17 protein-coding genes and 1 pseudogene are annotated in these 20,743 nt (G+C 62.8%); 7 read left to right on the forward strand and 11 right to left on the reverse strand.

The genetic code is table 11. The annotated features are described in order from the left end of the window. Nucleotides 1-27: 27 nt before the first annotated feature. Nucleotides 28-2,079, forward strand: coding sequence for a hypothetical protein (locus EKO19_RS07025; protein ID WP_217705160.1), 2,052 nt, complete (start codon nt 28-30; stop codon nt 2,077-2,079). A gap of 120 nt (nt 2,080-2,199) precedes the next feature. Here EKO19_RS07025 and EKO19_RS07030 read toward each other — a convergent pair whose 3' ends face one another. From EKO19_RS07030 to EKO19_RS07045, 4 genes are read right to left on the reverse strand one after another with little or no spacing between them, the layout of a single operon-like run. Further along, entirely contained in the window at nt 2,200-2,667 is a 468-nt protein-coding gene (locus EKO19_RS07030; protein WP_129775626.1) for a carboxypeptidase-like regulatory domain-containing protein, read from the reverse strand. Between the two features lie 4 nt (nt 2,668-2,671). Further along, nucleotides 2,672-3,370 (reverse strand): DUF4198 domain-containing protein, encoded by a 699-nt coding sequence (locus EKO19_RS07035; RefSeq protein ID WP_129775627.1) that lies wholly within the window; start codon nt 3,368-3,370, stop codon nt 2,672-2,674. A gap of 11 nt (nt 3,371-3,381) precedes the next feature. Then, nucleotides 3,382-5,409, reverse strand: coding sequence for a TonB-dependent receptor (locus EKO19_RS07040; RefSeq protein WP_175596976.1), 2,028 nt, complete (start codon nt 5,407-5,409; stop codon nt 3,382-3,384). Between the two features lie 11 nt (nt 5,410-5,420). Next, nucleotides 5,421-6,161, reverse strand: coding sequence for a HupE/UreJ family protein (locus tag EKO19_RS07045; RefSeq protein WP_246038839.1), 741 nt, complete (start codon nt 6,159-6,161; stop codon nt 5,421-5,423). Nucleotides 6,162-6,345: 184 nt separating this feature from the next. Between EKO19_RS07045 and nikR the strand changes: the two genes are divergently transcribed. Both nikR and EKO19_RS07055 read left to right on the forward strand, forming a co-directional pair. Then, a complete protein-coding gene (gene nikR, locus EKO19_RS07050; RefSeq protein ID WP_129775629.1) occupies nt 6,346-6,807 on the forward strand; it encodes a nickel-responsive transcriptional regulator NikR in 462 nt (153 codons plus the stop codon). Nucleotides 6,808-6,846: 39 nt separating this feature from the next. After that, the gene (locus tag EKO19_RS07055; RefSeq protein ID WP_129775630.1) at nt 6,847-7,959 is read left to right on the forward strand and encodes an NADH:flavin oxidoreductase/NADH oxidase; all 1,113 of its coding nucleotides are present in this window, start codon (nt 6,847-6,849) and stop codon (nt 7,957-7,959) included. A 7-nt stretch (nt 7,960-7,966) separates the two neighbouring features. On the opposite strand, the gene EKO19_RS07060 is transcribed toward EKO19_RS07055, so the two are convergent. Continuing rightward, the gene (locus EKO19_RS07060) at nt 7,967-10,741 is read right to left on the reverse strand and encodes a serine/threonine-protein kinase (RefSeq protein ID WP_129775631.1); all 2,775 of its coding nucleotides are present in this window, start codon (nt 10,739-10,741) and stop codon (nt 7,967-7,969) included. 283 nt (nt 10,742-11,024) lie between these two features. Between EKO19_RS07060 and EKO19_RS38180 the strand changes: the two genes are divergently transcribed. Both EKO19_RS38180 and EKO19_RS38185 read left to right on the forward strand, forming a co-directional pair. After that, entirely contained in the window at nt 11,025-11,447 is a 423-nt protein-coding gene (locus tag EKO19_RS38180) for a hypothetical protein (RefSeq protein ID WP_157995150.1), read from the forward strand. Between the two features lie 24 nt (nt 11,448-11,471). Then, nucleotides 11,472-11,645: a hypothetical protein gene (locus tag EKO19_RS38185; protein WP_157995151.1), complete on the forward strand. Its 174-nt coding sequence runs from the start codon at nt 11,472-11,474 to the stop codon at nt 11,643-11,645. Nucleotides 11,646-11,838: 193 nt separating this feature from the next. On the opposite strand, the gene EKO19_RS07070 is transcribed toward EKO19_RS38185, so the two are convergent. The 4 genes from EKO19_RS07070 to EKO19_RS07085 all read right to left on the reverse strand — a co-directional run bounded on the left by EKO19_RS07070 (nt 11,839) and on the right by EKO19_RS07085 (nt 16,930). Next, the gene (locus EKO19_RS07070) at nt 11,839-12,276 is read right to left on the reverse strand and encodes a YciI family protein (RefSeq protein WP_129775633.1); all 438 of its coding nucleotides are present in this window, start codon (nt 12,274-12,276) and stop codon (nt 11,839-11,841) included. A gap of 97 nt (nt 12,277-12,373) precedes the next feature. After that, a complete protein-coding gene (locus tag EKO19_RS07075) occupies nt 12,374-13,276 on the reverse strand; it encodes a hypothetical protein (RefSeq protein ID WP_129775634.1) in 903 nt (300 codons plus the stop codon). 123 nt (nt 13,277-13,399) lie between these two features. Then, nucleotides 13,400-15,511, reverse strand: coding sequence for a TonB-dependent receptor (locus tag EKO19_RS07080; protein WP_129775635.1), 2,112 nt, complete (start codon nt 15,509-15,511; stop codon nt 13,400-13,402). A 57-nt stretch (nt 15,512-15,568) separates the two neighbouring features. Beyond that, complete coding sequence (locus tag EKO19_RS07085; RefSeq protein ID WP_157995152.1) at nt 15,569-16,930, reverse strand: P1 family peptidase; 1,362 nt, start codon at nt 16,928-16,930, stop codon at nt 15,569-15,571. 394 nt (nt 16,931-17,324) lie between these two features. On the opposite strand from EKO19_RS07085, the gene EKO19_RS07090 reads away from it, so the two are divergent. Together EKO19_RS07090 and pcaD are read left to right on the forward strand one after the other, a co-directional pair. Further along, complete coding sequence (locus EKO19_RS07090; protein ID WP_129775637.1) at nt 17,325-18,872, forward strand: catalase; 1,548 nt, start codon at nt 17,325-17,327, stop codon at nt 18,870-18,872. A 176-nt stretch (nt 18,873-19,048) separates the two neighbouring features. After that, nucleotides 19,049-19,858 (forward strand): 3-oxoadipate enol-lactonase, encoded by an 810-nt coding sequence (gene pcaD, locus EKO19_RS07095; RefSeq protein ID WP_129775638.1) that lies wholly within the window; start codon nt 19,049-19,051, stop codon nt 19,856-19,858. A 6-nt stretch (nt 19,859-19,864) separates the two neighbouring features. Here pcaD and EKO19_RS07100 read toward each other — a convergent pair whose 3' ends face one another. Together EKO19_RS07100 and EKO19_RS07105 are read right to left on the reverse strand one after the other, a co-directional pair. Next, nucleotides 19,865-20,410: a TetR/AcrR family transcriptional regulator gene (locus EKO19_RS07100; RefSeq protein ID WP_129775639.1), complete on the reverse strand. Its 546-nt coding sequence runs from the start codon at nt 20,408-20,410 to the stop codon at nt 19,865-19,867. A gap of 134 nt (nt 20,411-20,544) precedes the next feature. Then, nucleotides 20,545-20,721, reverse strand: a pseudogene (locus EKO19_RS07105) (efflux RND transporter permease subunit); the annotation flags it as partial. Nucleotides 20,722-20,743 lie beyond the last annotated feature (22 nt).

Below are 20,743 nucleotides of genomic sequence, written 5' to 3' on the forward strand. Positions count from 1 at the left end.
CGTCGCCCGCCGGCGCATGATCGCCGCATGAGTCGCATCGTTGCCTCCCTGGGTACCCTGATCAGTGTCATCGCACTCGCCAGTTGTGCGACGACCCACAATCCACCCGCTGCCTCGCCGACGCTGCACTTCCAGATCGACGAAGGGCGCAACATCAACAGCTTCGTGCGCGAAGGCGCGGTCGCCGCGCACTTGTTACTACGATCTGGAACTGATCCACGCATTCTCGTGGCGTTTCCTGCCGGCAATAGCGGTGTGGGCCTCTGGTTCAACAAAAGCGACCCGCCGGTTGAATGGACACTCTCGCAGCCTCCCACGCCGCTGACAGAGAAAGATGCGAAGGGCCGGCCACTGCATGGCCTCGAAGCAGAGGTCACAGTCGATACCGCGACACTCAACATTCACGAAGCCGTGCTGTCGTCAGTGCGCGTGCTGCGCGACTATCAAGCACTCGGCACGCTGCCGGATGGCATTGCCGTCGCGCCTGCTATCAGCGGCAATCGCATCGTGTGGGCCCGATCGCGACTGGACGGCGCCACTGGGTATCGGCTCTCGGTCGAAGCGCTCGATGGCGCGCAAGTTTCCAAAGAAGCCATCAGTGGCAACGGCAAGCTGCGATTGAAGATCGTCGCGCTCACTGGCGAGACACCACTCACGCCGATCGACAATACTTCGCTGCTGACCGCGACCGCCGCTCGCGACACACGTGCTCGTGACGTGCTCACGTTCCTCAGCTATCGCGAGAAGTATCTGGCCGGCTCGTGGCGCTTCGACACGTATTTCGGCCGCGACACCCTGATGTCACTCACGCTGCTCGCACCGGTGCTGCAAAACCTGGCCATCGAGAGCGGCATCGGCGCCGTGCTGACCCGCCTCGCGCCGAATGGGGAAGTCGCGCACGAAGAAGACATCGGCGAGTTCGCCGTGCTCCGCAACGCCAAGGAAGGGCGCGGCGCCATCGACACGCCGATCTACGACTACGGCATGATCGATGACGATTTCATGCTCGCGCCGGTCACCGCCAATTGGCTGCTGGCGAGCGCAGGCCGGGCGGTTGCGCCGAAGTTTCTTGCGGACCAAAATGCCGCCGGCCGGCGACAAGGCGACGCTCTGGTACGGAATCTGGTGTGGGTGGTCGAACGCACGGCTGCATTCGCCGCCGATCCGACAGCTACGAATCTGGTCGGCCTCAAGGAAGGCCGCATGACCGGGCAATGGCGCGATAGCGAGGAAGGCCTGGGTCGGGGACGTTACGCCTATGACGTGAACGCGGTGTTTGTTCCCGCCGCGCTCGACGCCATCGATCGATTGCTCGAGAGCGGCTTGCTCGATGGCTATCTCACCGATGCTCAACGTCGCACGTTGCAGAAAGCGAGCGCTCAACGCGACGTGTGGTCTCGCAAAGCGCCGCCGATGTTTACTGTGACCTTGCCAGCGAAACAGGCGCGGGATCAGATTACGACTTATGCGACCGCGGTCGGCGTGGATGCGAAGACGGCGCTGGAGAATCTGCGCGAGCCCTCACTGACCTTCAATGCGCTGTCGCTCGATGCGAGCGGCAAGCCGATCCCCATCATGCATTCCGACGATGGCTTCGCGCTGCTGTTCACCCAGCCGACGGCGGCACAACTGCAACGTTCGATCGATGCGCTCATGCGGCCGTTCCCCGCCGGGCTGTTGACGCCCGTCGGCATGTTGGTCGCGAACCCTGCGTTTGCCGATCGCGAGACGCAGTCACGCTTCGATAACACGGCGTATCACGGCACGGTCGTGTGGTCGTGGCAGCAGGCGGTGTTTGCGGCGGGATTGAGTCGTCAGCTGGCGCGGACTGATCTGTCGGCGGATCTGCGCACTCGATTGCAAACGGCGCGGTCGCAACTGTGGAAGGCGATCGATGCCGGTAACGCGCTACGCTCGTCGGAACTTTGGTCGTGGTCGTTCTCGAACGGTCGGTATCGACCCGAGGCGTTCGGACAGCACAACACGCACGCGGATGAATCGAACGCGGCTCAGCTCTGGAGCACGGTGTATCTGTCGTTCCAGAACGGCGAATGGCTGGGCGCCCGGCAGTCGCCTTGAATCGACCGTAATTTGGCGCTGCTCCGAGCAGGCGTCGAGAATCGACCGTAATTGGCGCTGCTCTGAGCAGGCGTCGAGAATCGACCGTTACTTGGGGCTGCTTCGGGCGGAGCGACGCGATTATTGATTCGAACCGGCGGCTGCGCGCCGGCGCGAGATCGCGACCGGCACGAGCGAGGCAAGCAACAACAAACCGATGACGGCCCAGGCCGGCGGCAACCACGACTGCTCTTCGGCAACCGCGCCTTGCTTCTCGATGAGCTTCGGTCTGGCATCGGCGACGGCGTCGATCTCAACGTCCACGCCATGACCTTCGGCGGCATACGCCGAAACACGGTAGCGATGTCCGTTCACGACCGGGAAGCTGAACTTGCCCTCCTTGTCAGTCTCGCCAGCGGCGGCAGTGGCGCCCTGAGTCGACAGATCGAGCAGTTCGACAGACTCGCCGACGGCCAGCTCGCCGTTCGAGTAATACACGGTGCCTTCGATCTCATCGCCCACAGGCTTCGCATCGAGCAACAGACCGTGCGCCGCCGCCGGACCGGGCAGCAGGACCAGCAGGCAAACGAATCGTGCGATGAGTTGCATGCGACTACTTCGCGTCGAACCCGAAGGAATATTCATAGCTCAGCTCCGTGTATTTGGGATTGCCCGTGACCGGAATGCGCTTGCCCGCCCACAGACGATTGAAACCCTGCTTCGGCACGAACGCCGCAATACCCTCGGCATCGGTGACGGGATCCGTCGCCGTACCCTCTTCGCCGTGACCGAGTTTTACACCAGCCGCGGGCTTGCCGTCCTGGAGCACGCGAACGCGGAACGGCTGACCAACCGCCGGCTGCTGCGCCGACAGAGGAACCACCTCGAACGGCTGACCGAGGGTCTTGGTCACGAGCGGCGCCCAATCCACGACCGTCTTGTGATACTTCACCGCATAAGTCGCGCGCGTCGCGCCGGGCACTTCGTTCATCGGCTTCTCGACGCTCGGCCCTGTCGCTGGCTTCGTGTGAATGCCGTTGTCGAAATGCATGGAGATCAGGGCGGGCGCGCCATCGACATGCAGGCGCACGGCATCGGCGGTGACGTCCTGCTCGACACTGAGCTTCTTGCCTTGCTTGTCGAGCGCCTCGATCTGTTTGATTTTCTCGGGCCGGTAGGTCTCGAGCTTGCCGGCGTGACCGCCGAACTTCACCTGGAAATCACTCTTGCCCTCCGGCTCGAGCCACACTGTGTGCGCCATCGCGGCCGAAGCGCAGCAGGCGAGCATGGCGGAGAAAATCAGCTGACGCATGTGAATGTTCCTTAGAAATCGAACTGGATGCCGGCGCGCACCGTGCGCGGCGTGCCGGGAGCAAACAGGAGCTGGCCGCCGATGACCGAGACCGACGTGGCGTATTTCTCATCGGTGACGTTGTCGAGCCGGGCATAGACGCGGTAGTTACGCTCGCCGCGGGCCGTGTATGAAACGCCGAGATCGAGCAGATCGTAGTTCTCCGCCTGCAGTGTATTGAACGCATCGACGTCGTACTCGCCGACGTAGCGCCAGAACGCGCTGAAGCTCCAATCCTCGAACGGCCGGAGGGTTGCTTCGAGGCTGCCGGAATTCTCAGGCACGCCGGCCACCGACAATCCCAGCAGACGGGCATCCGCGTTCTGCGTCACCTCAGTGTCGGTAACGCCATAGACCGCGCTCAATTCAAAACTCTCGACCGGTTTCCATCGCGCGCTCGCCTCGACGCCTTTGCGCAAGGTCGCGCCGTAGTTCTCATAGACGCCCGGCGACACCGTGCGCACTTCGCCAGTCGACTTCAGACGATAACCGGCGACGTCGAATTCGAACACGTCGGCCGCGGTGAAGTGCGCGCCAATCTCGGTCTGCCGGAAGATGTTCTCGTCCAGCGGCTGGCCGCCGATCGCATATTTCACAAACCCGTTCGGCAGTGCGAAGCCTTCCGACCAGCTCGCGCGCAGTTGCAGCCAGTCGGCCACTTGCGAGTTCAAACCCAGCTTCGGACTCACATGATCCGCTTTGTTGAGCGCACCGCAGGGGTCGGAGCCCGTCTCCGCTCCGCGCAACTCACAACCGCCCGTGAAACGATCCGCGCGCAGACCGACCGACAGCTGCGCGAGCGGGTGCAGGGTTGCCCTGATTTCAGTAAACGCGGACACGCTGTTGAGCTCGGTCTCGCGATTCGACTGCGCCGGCAGAACTCGGCGACGATGATCCAGGCCGTCGAAGAACTTGTACTCGGTGGACTCGCGGAAGGTTTCGACGCCGGCGATGTAACTCACCGGGACCGACGCCAGCGACGTCACGCCATTCAAGCTCGTGCCGGCGCCGTATACGCTGCGATCGTAAGTCTCTTCGCGCTGCCGCCAGGTCGTCGCATTGATGGGCCGCGAGAACCATCGCGTGAAATCCTGCTGAGTCGTGTATGCGAACGTCAGCAGCTTCAGCTCGTCATTGATCGCATAGTTCAAGTCGCCGCGAACCGTCAGGAATTCCTTGTCCGCGCCGTCGTTCTGAGTGTTCGGATCGATGCCGCGAGGGTCGGTTTCGAACTGCGTCTGTGTCAGATACGACGCAGAATCGCTCTCCGACTGTAAGTAACGCGTCGACAGCGCGACCTGCAGCGCCGGCGTGACTTCCGCCGACCAACGACCGGCGAACGTGCCACGCTCCGTGTGACCCTGCGGCCGATAACCGTCAGTGCGAAACAGCTGGCCGGCAAGGTTGACCTGCTGAGTGTCACCGAGCTGCGAGCCATAGGCCGCTTGCAGATCCACCGTGCCATACGAGCCCAGCGACAGGTCCGTCTCGGCGTAGTCGCCGCTCTTGCGCGTCTGGATATCGACCAGGCCGCCGCGATTGTAGTTGCCGTACAGCGCCGACACCGGGCCTTTGAAAACCGTGAACGAATCGATCTCCAGCGGCACGACCGTGTTCAGATCGACGTAGCCGTCGGCGTGCGACATGGCTTCGTTGAGCGGAATGCCATCGATCACCGCGCCGAGATCGCCGCCGTGACCGCCATTGCCGAAGCCGCGAATCACGATATTGCTGGCCACCGAGCCGAGCTGCAGATCGCGCACGACCATGCCGGGTACGAGCCGAAACAGATCGTCGACATCCGCCAGCGCCTGCTCGCGAATCATGGAAGTATCGAGCACCGTCGCGCTGTAAGCCGACTCTTGGGCACGAAGCAACTGACCCTTCACAACCACTTCGTCGATGGTCGCCTCACCGGGCTGCATGTCGGCCACCGCGCCGAGCGACAGCGAGCCCAGCGCGCAAGCCACCGCCCATCGCAATCCGTTATTGATCGCCACGACCGTCTCCATCACGAGGGGTAAACAACGCCTTCAGTCACCGCAGCAGCTGCCTGCGAGGATGTGACATAGCCATGCACTTGCAGAGCCAACAACACCGCGCTCGCCGCGATCAAAGCACCGTTGGCGACGCGCGTGATCGCAGGGAACGCAGAACTCGTGCGCCAGACCTTGACGACCGCGGTCATCAACACCAACGCGGCGATCTGCCCGAGCTCGACGCCGATGTTGAATGCGATGATTTTCGTCACCAGCTCCGGATCTTTCGCCAGCGTCATCTGCTGCAGGCGGGTCGACAGGCCGAAGCCGTGAATCAAGCCGAACACGAACACCATGAACAGCAGATTGGGCGCAGGCCGCCCGAACCAGCGACGAAACAAATCGAGATTCTCGAACGCCTTGTAAGTCACGGTCAGCGCAATGACCGCGTCGACCAGATGAGGATTGGCGGTGATGCCCGCCAGCGTCGCGAACAACAGCGTGATCGTGTGACCCGCGGTGAACGCGGTGATGAAGACGACGATCTGGCTGAAGCGCGTCAGAAACAGCATCACGCCGAGCAGAAACAGCAAATGATCGTAGCCAGTGAGCATGTGCTCGGCGCCGATCCACGCGGCATCGAAGAAGCCGCCGATCAGCATGCGCTGTTGCGCTTGTTCGCTGACCGAGTGCGCCATCGCCGTGGCAGCGGCGAGCAGCGCGCTCGCCGAGCCACATGCGACACACAATAGCTTTGAAAAACGGCTTCTCACGACCGGCCACGCCCCTCATCGAATCATTCGCATCGAACCGTCCGAGGCGCGAGCGGGGTGTATGATGAATCTGAAATATTTCACACCGATTGCAGATCGCCAAATTTTTCTGCCTCTGCATGACGCCCGGGAATGCGCGCATTCCTTTGAGTTATGCTGACGGCCTCGCGACACGAGAGCTCCCATGCGCCGACTCACCATTTCCATCGACGACGATCTCGCCGACACCTTCGATCAGTTCATGCAGCAGAAGGGTTACCAGAATCGTTCCGAGGCCTTTCGCGATTTGTTACGCAGCGAGCTGGACCGGGACACGGTGAATCACGGCGGCGCGCACCACTGTGTGGCGGCACTGAGTTATGTGTACAACCATCACGAGCGTCAGCTCGCCGGACGGCTGGCGCAGATCCAGCACGATCATCACGACGTGACGGTCTCGACCATGCACGCGCATCTGGATCACGACAATTGCATCGAGACCATGATCCTGCGCGGACACACGAACGAGGTGGTGCAGTTCGCCGAAGCGCTGATCGCCGAGAAGGGCGTGCGCCATGGCAAGTTCAATGTGATCCCGGTGGAGTCCGAAGCCAACGGGCGCACGCATCACCACCATCACCACGTCCACTTGCGACCGCACCGCTGAAGCCGCGATTATCCACGTCTCGTCTGACGGAGACTCTCGATGCGATCCAAACTGTTCACGCCGGCCCAGGTCGGTCCGCTCACGCTCGCCAACCGCATCGTGATCGCGCCCATGTGCCAGTATTCAGCCGACAACGGCTCCATGACCGACTGGCACCTGATTCATCTCGGCCAGCTGGCGCTGTCGGGCGCGGCGCTGCTGACCATCGAAGCCACCGCCGTCACGCCCGAAGGCCGGATCTCCTACGCCGACGTGGGCCTGTTTTCCGACGAGAACGAAAGCGCGATGCGCCGGGTCGTCGAATCGGTGCGACGCTGGTCGGACATGCCGATCGCAATTCAGCTCGCGCACGCCGGCCGCAAGGCTTCCACCGATTTGCCTTGGAAAGGTGGCGCGCAGCTGCCGCCCCATCACGCGCACGGCTGGCAAACCGAAGCGCCCTCTTCAGTGGCCTATCACGAGAGCGAACATCCGCCGCTCGCGCTGGATCGCGATGGCCTCAAAAAGGTGCGCGATGCGTTCGTTGCAGCGGCACGCCGTGCCGTGCGGATCGGTCTCGATGCAATCCAGCTGCATGGTGCGCACGGTTATCTGCTGCATCAGTTTCTATCGCCGCTCTCGAATCGCCGCCATGACGAATACGGCGGCTCACTCGAGAACCGGATGCGCTTTCCGCTCGAAGTGTTCGATGCGGTCCGGGCCGTGGTGCCCGCCGAAAAGCCGGTCAGCATTCGTGTCTCGGGAACGGACTGGGCACCGGAGGGCTGGGACATCGAACAGACTGTCGAATTCGCCAAGGCACTGGAGGCGCACGGCTGCCAGGCCATCCACGTTTCCAGCGGCGGACTCACGCCGGCGCAGAAGATCGCGGTCGGCCCTGGTTATCAAGTGCCGCTGGCGCGCGCCGTCAAAGCGGCCGTGAAGATGCCGGTGATCGCGGTCGGCTTGATCACGGATTTCGAACACGCCGAATCGGTGCTGGTCAACGGCGACGCGGATTTCATCGCGCTGGCGCGCGCCATGCTCTACAACCCACGTTGGCCATGGCATGCCGCGGCTCATTTCGGTGCGCGAGTGAAAGCGCCCGATCAATATTTGCGCTCTCAGCCGGCGCGATTCCGCGGTTTGTTCGATATCCGCGCCGACGACTGAGCGCGTATCAAGTGCTCGGCTTCGTCGCCTGCTGCGTCGGGACTGTCTTGTTGCCCTGATACACAGGCTGCGCGCCGAGCACCATCGCGTCGAGCTTGCGACGCTGATTGGTGTCGGTATAGAAGCGCGCGACCCGTTCGCGCGCCTTTTCGATCGTGTCGCGATCGACGCCGGACGACGAAGAGATGACACGCAGGCTCGACACGAGATAGCGCTCCGCATCGTCGTTGCGCTTTTCACGATGCAGCACTTCGCCCAGCGCGCTGGCGGAACGGGCCGAACGCCATTCGGGCGCATCGGTGCGCTTCCAGCGATTCATCGACGCGGTGAACGCAGCCTCGGCGTCCGCCAGCTTGCCGCTGCCGGCCAGCGCCTCGCCCAGATAGTGCTCGGCCGACGCCACATACTCGTGATCGGGCGGCAGGCTCTTGGCAAACAGATCCAGCGTGCTACGAAGCACTTCCTCGGCATCGGCGAACTTGGACTGCTTGATCAGCACCGTGCCCAGCATGGTTTGCAGGTAGCCGATCTTGCCGTAAGCGGTGCTGCCTGAATCGTGGTGCGCGGACAAAGCTTCGCGGACCAGCCCTTCGGCGGACTTCGGATCGCCTTGCGCCATGCGGACCTGTGCCAACGATGCGAGCGTATCGGCGACCTTGCTGTTCGACTTGTAGAGCAAGCGCTGCGCCGTCAGCGTCCGCTCGAAGATGGGCGCGGCTTCAGAGACGCGGCCTTGATAGAGCAGAATCTCGCCGAGGTGATAGTCGGCCTTGATGCGATCGGGATACAGCTCGGCCACGTCGCGATAGATATCGACCGCTTCGCGAGCCGCCGCTTCCGCGCCCTGCAGGTCGTCGGACCAGGCCAGAATGTTGGCAATCTCGCTCAGGATGCTGCCGACTTCAGGATCGCGCGGCCCGCGCGCCTGGCGCATCAACTGCAGCGCCTTGGTGAAGGATTGATAGGCCTGGGTCGTATTGCTGCGCAGGTTTTCGAGCCGGCCGTTTTCGACCAGCAGCGTCGCCGTGACTTCCGGATCGGTCTCGCCCGACAGCTGGGTCATCTGCTGCGCTTCGGTGAACAGCTGATCGGACTGTTTGAATTGCCCGGCCTCGCGCGTGGCAATCGCCAGCTCGATCAACAACGACGCCGTGCGGGGGTTGTTGCCCGGCTGCAGCTGTCGCTGCAGACGCAGGGCGCTTTCCAGCTGCGGGATGGCCCGGTCGGGCAAGCCCATACGGCGGTACGCAACCCCGATGGTTTCCAGCAGCGGCGAACGCACTTCGGGCTGCTCGCCCAGATCGGTTTCGATGGAACGGCTGGCCTGATCCAACACGTCGCGAGCGGTTTGCTCGCGCCCGAAGTTCACGAACGGGTCGGCCGCGGCGAACATGTTTCGCATGAAGCCCGACACCTTCTCGGCGCGCTCCTTTTCCTGCGTGGCCAGGACCAGCGCGGCTTCCGTCTGCGAGCGCTGGTAGGACATCACCGCCGAGACGCCGATGAGGAACATCACGAAGCTGGCGCTGGCCGCGACCGCGAGGCGATTCCGGCGCACGAACCGATTGGTGTAGTAAACCCAGTTGCCCTGCCGCGCCTGAACCGGCTCGCTCGACAGGTGACGCCGGATGTCGGCCATCAGCTGTTCGACGGAGCTGTAACGGGCCTGCGACTCCTTGCGGAGCGCGCGCATGATGATGGCGTCGAGGTCGCCGATCAGAGTGCGCTCCAGCTTGTCCGGCGTCGTGCCGCGAGCGGTCGCGAGGGCGGCAATCGACGGCTCGTCTTCGGTCGGCACCGACGACTTCGCCGCACTCACGGCGGCGCTCGGGCGCATCGGATCGGTCACGCAGATGGCGCGCTCGAGTTCGAGCTGACTCGCCGACGACGAGGACAATGTGTACGGACGCAGGCCAGTGAGTAATTGATACAAAACGACGCCGAGCGAATACACGTCGCTGGCGGTGGTCACCGGCTTGCCCAGGATCTGTTCAGGACTCGCGTACTCGGGCGTGAGCAGGCGATCGTTCATGCGCGTCAGATCGGACGGCTTGGTGACGTCGCTGGAGTCCAGCAGTTTGGCGATGCCGAAGTCGAGCAGCTTGGGCACGGCTTCGCCGGTCACCAGGATGTTGGCGGGCTTGATGTCGCGATGAACGATCAGGTTCTGGTGCGCGTACTGCACGGCGCCGCAGACCTGAAGAAACAATTCGAGCCGCGCGCGCAGATCGAGCTGCTGCCGGTCGCAGTATTGATCCACGGGCTCGCCGTGGATGTATTCCATGACCAGGTACGGTTGACGGTTCTCGGTCTCGCCGGCATCCAGCAGCCGGGCGATGTTGGGATGATTCAGACTGGCCAGGATCTGGCGTTCGGCCCGGAACCGCAGGCCGAACGAGGCCGCGGCACTCTCATCGATGATCTTGACCGCGACCTGGGCGGAATACTGTTTGTCGGCGCGCTCGCCGAGATAGACGGTGCCCGAGCCGCCGCGGCCCAGCACGGAAACGATCATGTACTGGCCGATCACCCGGCCAATCAGATTCCGATTGTGATTGTCGGCGGAATTGTGCACCGCCTGACCGATCGCCCGCGAGATCGGTCCGGTGCCATGGTGAGTGAAAGCGAACGCCACCAGGTCCAGCAGCTCCCGCATTTCCTCGGGATTGATGGCGTGTTTACGAATGAAAGACTCACGCTCCGCGCGCTGCAGCTTGGTCGCTTTGGCGAATAGATCCTCTATTCGCTTCCAGCGTTCTTCTGGCGCGTTCGGACTTGTCATAACGCAGTCATTTCTTCGCCGCAGCGCAGGCCCTTCTCACAACGGGCATTCCAACAAAACTCACACGAAAACATGAGTTACGGCGCCTCACTTTTAAAAACAAACAGCGCTGTGACATCCACGTAGAGCCCGTCGCAGGTTGAATTCAGGGTTCTCCTGAATATCCATTTTCCTTTGCATAATGAACAATCCATGTGACGGGCTTCACAAGTTAAGATCACTTGGAATAACGAGCCCGGCGTTTTGAAGGTTGGGACACATTTTTTTCTCGCGGGAGTGTTCAATGCGCATTCGTCTAGTCTCTGTAGCTGCCGCCACCATCGTTGGCGCCCTTATGACAAATGCCGCGCTCGCTGGCGACACCGGCGGCGCGAAACGCCCCCTGCTCCAACTCGCCGGCGACACCGGCGGTGCCAAGCGCCCCCTCCTCGCCGGTGACACTGGCGGTGCCAAGCGTCCCCTGTTCCAGCTCGCCGGCGATACCGGCGGTGCCAAGCGTCCCCTGCTCGCCGGCGACACCGGCGGTGCCAAGCGTCCCCTGTTCCAGCTCGCCGGCGACACCGGCGGTGCCAAGCGTCCCCTGCTCGCCGGCGACACTGGCGGTGCCAAGCGTCCGCTGCTCGCTGGCGACACCGGCGGTGCCAAGCGCCCGCTGCTCGCTGGTGACACCGGCGGTGCCAAGCGCCCCCTCGTGGTCGCGGGTTGATCGAGCAGATTCAGGAGCACAGTCATGAAAAAGTTCTTCCTGCTTTCCCTTAGCGTCGTTGCCCTGCTCCCGGTGGTGGCTGGCACGGCTGGTCCGGCCAACAGCTCCACCCCGGTCGCGCAGTCGACCGACCTGTCGCCCGCGCTGATCGATGCGCTCAAGGCTCAGGCCGGCACGACCCTGTCCCGCCCGCTCTAAGTCCCGCGCAGATCCCAACCGAAGGCGCGTGGTCCGGTCATCCCGGGCCACGCGCCTTATTCATTTCTGCGGAGCACTCGCGCCACTCTGCAGCGCGGCACGGCTGATTAGCAAATTCAGATGTCGGCCCGATTGCAGGAATGTCAGCGGCGGGCCGGCCTCTCAGGCTTTGTATGCCTTTTTCCTACAAAACTCAGCGCGAGCCCTGCTGGCGCTCGACCTGGGCCCGCAACTCCTCTTCCTTGGCGCGCAGCTCCGGGGTGAACTCGGCACCGAAATCCTCCGCCTCGAAAAAGGGACGGATTTCGATCTCGGTGTCCTCGCCGGGCATGGGATGCGGGCAGCGACGCACCCACTCGACGGCTTCGTCCATGGATTTGACCTGCCAGATCCAATAGCCGGCGATCACTTCCTTGGTTTCGGCGAACGGCCCATCGATGACCAGTCGCTTGTCGCCCGCGAAGCGCACGCGCTTGCCTGCGCTGGTGGGCTTCAAGCCATCGCCGCCGAGCATGATGCCGGCCTGGACCAGCGCCTCGTTGAACCTGGTCATGTCGGCGAGCAATTGCTCGCTGGGCATGACGCCGTCTTCGGTGTTTTTGGTGGCCTTGAGCAGAACCATGACGCGCATTGTCGGACTCCTGATTGAATTGCCTGCGATCTGACTGGAAGACGACCGGGCCAGGGCCGGGCCGACACTTCGACACAGACTTTCCGCGTCGGACGGATCAGCCCGGAGTCCAGGGGCGCAGTTCTTCGAGCCGCTGTCGCACGTAAGCCATGACCTGCCGGCGCTTTTCCGGCCCGCGCTTGCCATCGTCGCCACCGGCGGCGTCGCCGAAGAAGCTGGGCATGCGATCCTCGATCCGCTCGTAAATGCCCCGCCAGAGTTTTTTCAGGCCATGCACCGAGACGTCGAGGGTGGGCATCAAAGCTTCGTCCGATTCGTCGAACAGCGCGAACCACAGCAACCGTCGTTGCGAGGCGGAGAAACAGAACAGCGGCGGCTGATGTTCGAAGCTGTTCCGGGTCGGCGGGCCCGGCAACTGGTTCCATGCCTCCGCCCGCGTGAGCCCGAAGTAAGCAGGCCGAAGCTCGAGCGGCACAGTCAGCAGATCCGACTCGTTTGCGAACCGTCGTCGCAAGAACCCGGAAGGCGCGGCGGCGTACTGATCGATCGCGTTGGTCTCGTAGTAGATGGCGCGCAGGTTGTAGCCGTCGTGAAACGTGCGATAGGTATCGTTGGCCGTCGCGATCAGGCTGTGTCCATAAGGATTCTCGGGGCCGTACTGACGCGCCGAGAAATTCAGGATCAACATGGTCAGCTCGCCGGCCGCGTTCTCCTGGCCGATCTCGCGATCGGTCATCGGCCGGAAGCGCCCGTCGAGCAGCGACTGATAGACGCGACGGGTGAGGAAAGCCTCGGGCTCCTGATCGAGACGCAGCTCGCTGACCTGCTGCCTCGGTACGATCAAGGTCACGCCCCAGCCCTGGATGCGTTCGCCCGGCAGCGCCATGTCCTCGATCACGGCACTGACCATCGACGGCTCATCCACGAGTTGCTGCCACAGTCGCGGCAGCGCTTGCCTTTGCTCCGCGCTGAGCCCCTGCCACGGCGGCAACAGGCTCATGCACTCGTCTATGTCACGGCGAGTGACGGGACGATAGCGCAGGCGGGAAATGCGACGAGGATTGGGCGGCGGCGCGGACATCGGGCGAAGTTTAGCCCAACGCCGCGCCGGTTCGTCCGTCGGTCAGAAGCTATAGCCGGCCTTGATGCCGATCATGCGCGGCCGCGTGCGGTCGGCATTCGCCCAGGCATGGTACGGGTCGGCCCATTTGTTCTGATTGGTCAGGTTGTCGACGAACACCTCCAGGTCGACCCGCTTCACCGTCAGGCCGGCGCGAACGTTGACCAGGTCGATCGCGTCCGACCATTGCGGCAGGAACTGCGGCAGGAAGCTCGCGCGATCGATGTAAGCGACCTCGTCGCGATGGTTGTAATCGAGGCTCACGAACGCCGGCAGATCGCCGAGCGCGCTGAACTCGTAACGCCCGCCCACGCTCCAGCTGAACTTCGGGGTGTAGTCGGACGAATCGCCGACCACGTTGACCTGGTCGCCCGGATCGGTCTCGATCATCTCGCTGTCCAGCCAGGCGCCATTCGCATAGAACGACAGGCCATCCGCGGGCTGCAGTGTGAGCCCGGCCTCGACCCCCTTCACGCGCACCTTGCCGATATTGCGCGACTCCGACAGGAACGCGCCGTCGATGACCGTCATCCGACGCCGGATCATGTCCTCATAGTTGGTGAGAAAGCCGGCGAAGTCGTATTGCACCAGCCCGTCGCCCGCCGAGCCTTTGACACCCAGCTCATAGGTGAAGACCTTCTCCGGCTGGTACGGCGCGAACGGCTCTTGATTGAACCCGCCGCTGCGGAAGCCCTTCGCGAAGTTCAGATACAACGTGGTCTCGTCGTTCGGCTTGAAACGCACATACGCGCGCGGATCGACGGAATGAAATGTCGCGTCCAGCTCGGTGCCGGTGCCGGGCGAGTACTCGATCAGGCTGGTCTTCTTGTCCTCGAAGTAGCGCACACCGGTGCCGACTGTCCAATGCTCGTTGAACGAATAGCTGCCGTCGGCGAACAATGAATAGGACCTGGCGGTCTGGTGACTGAAGTAATACAGGTTGCCGACGAAGATGCCGCCGCCCTGGTACAGACTGCCGTCGGTCGTATACTCGTATTCGTAGGTCACGGGATTGCGATAATCCAGATCGCGATAGAACGCACCGAGCGTCCACTCGAACGGTCCACCGGAAGACGCGAGCCGCACCTCCTGGCTGAACTGCTCGGCGAGAATGGCGCGATCGTCGTTGCCCTCAACGTAGCCGTACTGAAGATTGCCCTGCCGCGGAATATAGGTGAACGGCAGGTGATGATCGAAATCGATATACGACGTCGCGCTGATCAGCTTCGCGAAGCCGGCATCGTAGTTCAAGGTGAGATTGTAGAGCTCGAAGTCGACCGTCTTGGGTCGCAGCACCTTGGAGCGATCCGGGCCCACATCGACGGTGCGATCCGGCTCTTCGTACCCCATGCCGAGTTTGGTCTCGGCGCGATTCACCTGGATCATCAGGTTTGCACTGAACTCTTCGGTCGGCTGCCACAGCAGCTTGCTGCGCACGTTGAGCAGCTCGGTGCCATTGCCGTCTTTGATGCCCGCCTCGGGCTGATCCTGCCAGCCACCGCCGCCTTGATACGAACCGGCGAAGCGCCACGCCAGCCGGTCCGTGACCAGCGGCACGTTCAACACCGCCGAACCTTTGCCGCCCATCTCGCCGCCGGAGACATCGTAAGTCTCGGCCTCGAAGCGACCCTCGAGCGCATCGAGCTTGGGATCGTTGCTGATGAAGCGCACGGTGCCCGCCGCCGAACCCTGACCATACAACGTGCCCTGCGGCCCTTTGAGAATTTCCACGCGCTGATAATCCAGCACCGCCGGCGACACCTGATCGAAACCGGTCAGCGTCAGCGGCACTTCATCCAGATACATGCCGACCAGCGCATCCGTGCCCGAATGATTCGCCAGACCGCGAATGAATACCTGATACGTTCCCGGGCCGTCCTCACGCAACGTGAGACCCGGCACGTTGTACGCGAGGTCCTTCATCGTCTCGATGCGACGCTGCTCCAGTTGCTCACCGCTCAACACGTCCAGACTGATGGGCACGTCGATCAGACGTTCGGCGCGCTTCTGCGCCGTCACGATGACCTCCTCCAGCTCCTGCGCAAAGCTCATCGTCTGCACGGCCAGCACGCCCACGGTGGCGATGACGGCCTGTCCGATCGCTCGACTCTTCATTCTTCGTTCCCCTTCATTACTTGTGATCCCCACGTCCTTCGCATCGATCGAGGCGCGTCAGCGGCGCGCCTTCTTCGCAACTTGTTGCCAGCGTCCGGGATTGATCGTGAGCGCGCCGCCGGCATCGAAACGCAACAGCAATGGATAACGGCCCGGCACGGTGAACTCGTTGGCGCTCACGGGCAGCAGCTCGACGGCCTCGTCCCGCGGGATCGCGTAGATGTCACGCTCGCCCGTGGCTCGACCGAACAACTTGCCGTCGGCCGCGGTCACGGTGAGTTTCGCGAACTGACTGAAGGGATAGTCGCCGGAATATTTGTTGAGTGCTTTCGCATCGGCGACCGGGGTGCTCGACGGCACGGGTATCGTCGGCTGCTCGGGCGCGGCACTCAGAACCGCATCCCACATCACTTCGCCCGCGAGCAGGCCGAGGTTCACCAGAGAAATACGTTTATCCTCCGGCGGCGAGAGCTCCGCCGTGGACACGGCATATAGAACATCGCCGTCATACTCCGTCGCGAACGGCTGAATCGCGCGCCCCATCGACGTGTGTACTTGAACGGCGAGCCGCTGCAGCTCCCACGGCGCCAGCGCTTGATTGACGATGACCAGGCTGATCGTGGTGTTACGTCGTGCGTCGCCCGGAGCGGGCGGCGGCGGCCAACCGTCCTTGCGCGTGTTCATCGCGTCGGCCATCAAGTCCTTCGCCTTCAGCTCCTGCGGCCAGCCTGGCTCGCGATTGCACTTGGGCACGCGGCCGTCGCGATCCGTAACGATGCCGAACGCATTGACGACGGTGAACGCGGCGATCTTCAAATCGCCGATCTGCCGGAATGCCCCGCCTTGACCGGAGTGCGCGTTACAACCGAACACCGCGCCGGTCATCACCAACCGTCCCGCGCCGTACGGGCCGACCGGATAAACGCCGGGCTGTACCGCGCGCAACGCGGCCTGAGCGAGCTTCTTGTCGGGATAGATTTCGTTGAGCCGGCGCGAGCCGAGGTCGTACACGATCGAGCCTTCGACCAGCCCGACGTTGTCCCAGCGTCCGCCGCGATAGCCTTCGTCGACGAAGGCCGTGTTGACCGCCGTGACGGTCTCGAGCCCGTACCATGAGCCGCCCGAGAACACGATGGCATCGAGCGCCGGCCGGTCGTAGCCCAGTTGCAGGAATTCGGGATTCACCGTGCCCGGGCCGCCGCCGCGCGCATCGATGGCCCCGTGCACCGGACGGGCGAATCGAAACACCGTGACGCCGGTGGGGCCCTCGTCGTATTCGCCGGTGCCGATGCGGATCATCGGCCAGTCGAAGCGCAAGGCCGACGGCCCCTCCATGCCGGCATTCAACACCGGCTGTAAATTCGCCTGGGATGGCGGCGGCGCCGCAGCGGGCGTTACTGTGGATCCTGCGAGCGCCACGAGCGCACAGCAGAGTTTAGAAAACTTGGAGGCAGCGACGTGCATGGCCCCCAGTCTAGAAAGTCCGCAACGCTACCCCGCCGACTAGTTGTCACCAGCGTTGCGGTGTGGTCACCACCGGCTAGCGGCTCAGAACTCCTGCCACTCCACAACCGGCGCGGCGGCGACCGGCGCACGAGCAACCGGCTGATGCGCCGCTGCCGGAAACAGCCTGGGCCCGCACCGGGGATCCCTTAGAGCACGAACTGAGGTCACATCCCGTCCGGGAAACCCCTTTGACAGCGCGATCAGCGCCAAGACTTTGTCTATCGGCGTCATCCGATCAATCGATTTCTGTGATCTGTGTTCGCCGCGTACCTTGCGCCTCACCGACCGATGAAACAGGCGCTGACCGATGAATAAAACGGATATCGAACCCGCGACGGCTGTCACACTCACCACCAGTGCCGGCAACCCCGTCGCCGACAATCAAAACTCACTGAGCGCCGGGCCGCGCGGACCGCTGCTCCTGCAGGACTATCAATTAATAGAGAAGCTCGCTCATCAGAATCGCGAACGCATTCCCGAGCGCGTGGTGCACGCGAAGGGCTGGGGCGCTCATGGAACATTAACGGTGACAGGAGATATTTCCTCGTACACCAAGGCGAAGGTGTTACAGCCTGGCGCGAAGACCGATCTGATCCTGCGTTTCTCGACCGTCGCGGGCGAACTGGGCGCCGCCGACGCGGAACGCGACGTGCGCGGTTTCGCGCTGAAGTTTTATACGCCCGAAGGCAACTGGGACCTGGTGGGCAACAACACGCCGGTGTTCTTCATTCGCGATCCGCTGAAGTTTCCGGATTTCATCCGCACGCAGAAGCGCCATCCGCGCACCAACCTTCGTTCGCCGACCGCGCAATGGGATTTCTGGTCGCTGTCGCCGGAGAGCCTGCATCAGATCACGATTCTGTTTTCGGACCGCGGCCTGCCGACTGACGTGCGCCACATGAATGGCTATGGCTCGCACACCTACAGTTTGATCAACGACGCCGGCGAGCGCGTCTGGGTGAAGTTTCATTTCAAGACCCGGCAGGGCCATCGTCACTGGACCAACGCCGAAGCGGCCCAGGTTGTCGGACGCACGCGCGAAAGCACCCAGGAAGATCTGTTCTCCGCCATCGAGCAAGGCGACTTCCCGCGCTGGACGCTGCAAGTGCAGATCATGAACGAAGCGCAGGCGGCCTCGTGGTCGGAAGACACCGGGTTGAATCCGTTCGATCTCACCAAGGTGTGGCCGCATCGTGACTTTCCTTTGCTCGATGTCGGCGTGCTGGAGCTGAATCGGAATGCCAGCAACTATTTCGCTGAGATCGAGCAGGTGGCGATGTCGCCTTCGAACATCGTGCCGGGCATCGGCTTCTCGCCCGATCGCGTGTTGCAAGCTCGTATCTTCAGCTATGCCGACGCGCATCGTTATCGTCTGGGCACGCACTATGAGGCGTTGCCGGTGAACGCGCCCAAATGTCCGGTGCATCATTATCACAAGGATGGCTCGATGCGGTTCTTCCAGAACGACACCGGCAACAGCGACGCGTACTACGAGCCGAACTCGTTCAACGGTCCGAAGCAGGACCGGCGTTTCGCCGAGCCGCCTCTGCCGCTGCACGGCGCGGCCGATCGTTACGATCATCGCTCCGGCAATGATGATTTCGTTCAGCCAGGCAATCTGTTCCGTCTGTTCGATCCAGCACAGCAGCAGCGACTGTTCGACAACATCGCGGCGGCGATGCAAGGCGTGCCAGAGTCCATCGTCCGACGCCAGCTCGCGTTGTTTACCAAGTGCGATCCCGCATACGGCGACGGTGTGCGTCGTGCGCTGAAGCTCGATCCGAGCGACGATGATCGGCTCAAAGGCACCAGCGCGACGGATGAAGCGAAGCAGAGCGACGCCATCGACGCCTGAGTTTTCCTCGACTCCTCCTCCCTGCACTCGCCCCGCTCGACGCGGGGCATTTTTATTCCAATCCACACTCGCCCCCGCCGAAGGCGGGGGCTTTATTCATTGGCCTTTCGAACCCGAAGACTGTGAGGACTGTTGTACGATAGAGCCCGTGCTTTCCCGTTCAGGCGCCGGTTCTCATGAAGCAAGTCACCTCACAGGATGTCCAACTTCGCGTCGAACACACGCCCCGGCCGGGCGCGCCCGCGCTGTTGCTGCTGAATTCGCTGGGCACCTCGTTCGAAATGTGGGATGACCAGTTCGAAGCGCTGAGCGAGCGCTTCGAACTGATCCGCTTCGACGCGCGCGGCCATGGCAAATCTACAATCGGCACTCACAAAGAAGCGACCATCGATCTGCTGGCGACCGATGCGCTCAATGTGCTCGAGGCCTGCGGAGTCGCGCGTGCGCATCTTTGCGGTCTGTCCTTGGGCGGAATGATCGCGATGCATGTCGCCGCCAAGTGGCCGGATCGCGTGCTCAAGGCCGCGTTGTGTAATACCACGCCTCACATGCCACCCCGCGAGACCTGGGAGACGCGAATTCAAATCGCGCTCACGCAAGGAACCGCTTCGTTGATCGAGGGCACGCTGGGGCGTTGGTTCACGCCGCAGTTTCATCAAACGCATCCCGAGAAGGTCGACAAGATCCGTACGTTACTTCGGGAGACTTCGCCACAAGGCTACGCAGCCTGTTGCGCGGCCATTCGCGACATGGATCAGCGCGAGTCGATCAAGAACATCACCGCGAAGACGCTGATCATCGGCGGCACGCAGGACGCGGGGACGATGCCTGCACAGGCGGAATCGATGGCGAAGGCGATTCCAGAGTCGAAGCTGGTGCTGTTGGAGGCCGCGCACTTGTCGAACGTCGAGCGCTCCGACGAATTCACCGCGACCTTGATCGAGTTCCTGCAGGGCGAATTGGCGCCGCCCGTGACGCAGGCTTGACAAATGTTATGCCGCGCCCAGCTTCTTCAGTAAAGCGGCGCGCTGCTCGGAGCTGATCTCGTAACAGCTGAACAGATCGGCCAGCCACATTCCGTCGGCCACCAGCCGCAGATGCAATTCCTCGAGCGACGTTTCGCCCGGCAACGCATCCGGGTGAGACATATTCAGGCGTGCCCGCACGCGCCCGGCCAGCTCCGGCTGCGCCGTGCAAATGATGGTCAGGGCTTTGAACACCTGCTCATCCTTCGGCAGCTCGCCCATGCGCGACACGACCTGCAAATAAGCCTTGGCGAGGCTGCCACCCGCGGCCTGACGCTCGACTTCCAGTTGCAGCTGTTCGGCGAGGTAATCGGCCAGCGCTTCGAGCAGGGAATTCTTGGAGTCGAAGTAGTACAGCAACCCGCCTTTGCTGACGTGCGCGGCTTCGGCGACAGCCTCCAGCGTCAAGGCGGTGGTGCCCTTCTTCAGCACCAGGGCCGCGGCGGCATCCAACAATTGTTGCCGTCGATGGCTCGCGGCACGGGCACGAACAGTGGAAGGAATCGTGGACATGACACCCAGGGTTGCGACGGAACACACGCTTATCAAGACGCCGGCGCGGGCCTTAGGGGAATGCCTAAGGCCCGCGCCAGGTGTCGTGGATAGCGAATTGGACAGGCGCTGGCCGCCTCAGTTCCGCCTTACACCGGCACCATGAACAGTGTGAGCAGCGTCCCGACGATCATGCCGGTCACCAGCACGATGCCGATACTGTTCCGCGCCTCGGCTGCCGGGCCCGAAACCAACACCAGCGGGAAGTGCCCGAACACAGTGGCTGCCGAGGTCATCAGCACCGGTCGCAAACGGGTCAGCGACGCCTCACGCAGAACAGGGTCCACCTCGTGC

Source organism: Peristeroidobacter soli (assembly GCF_004138485.1).
GTDB lineage: Bacteria > Pseudomonadota > Gammaproteobacteria > Steroidobacterales > Steroidobacteraceae > Steroidobacter > Steroidobacter soli.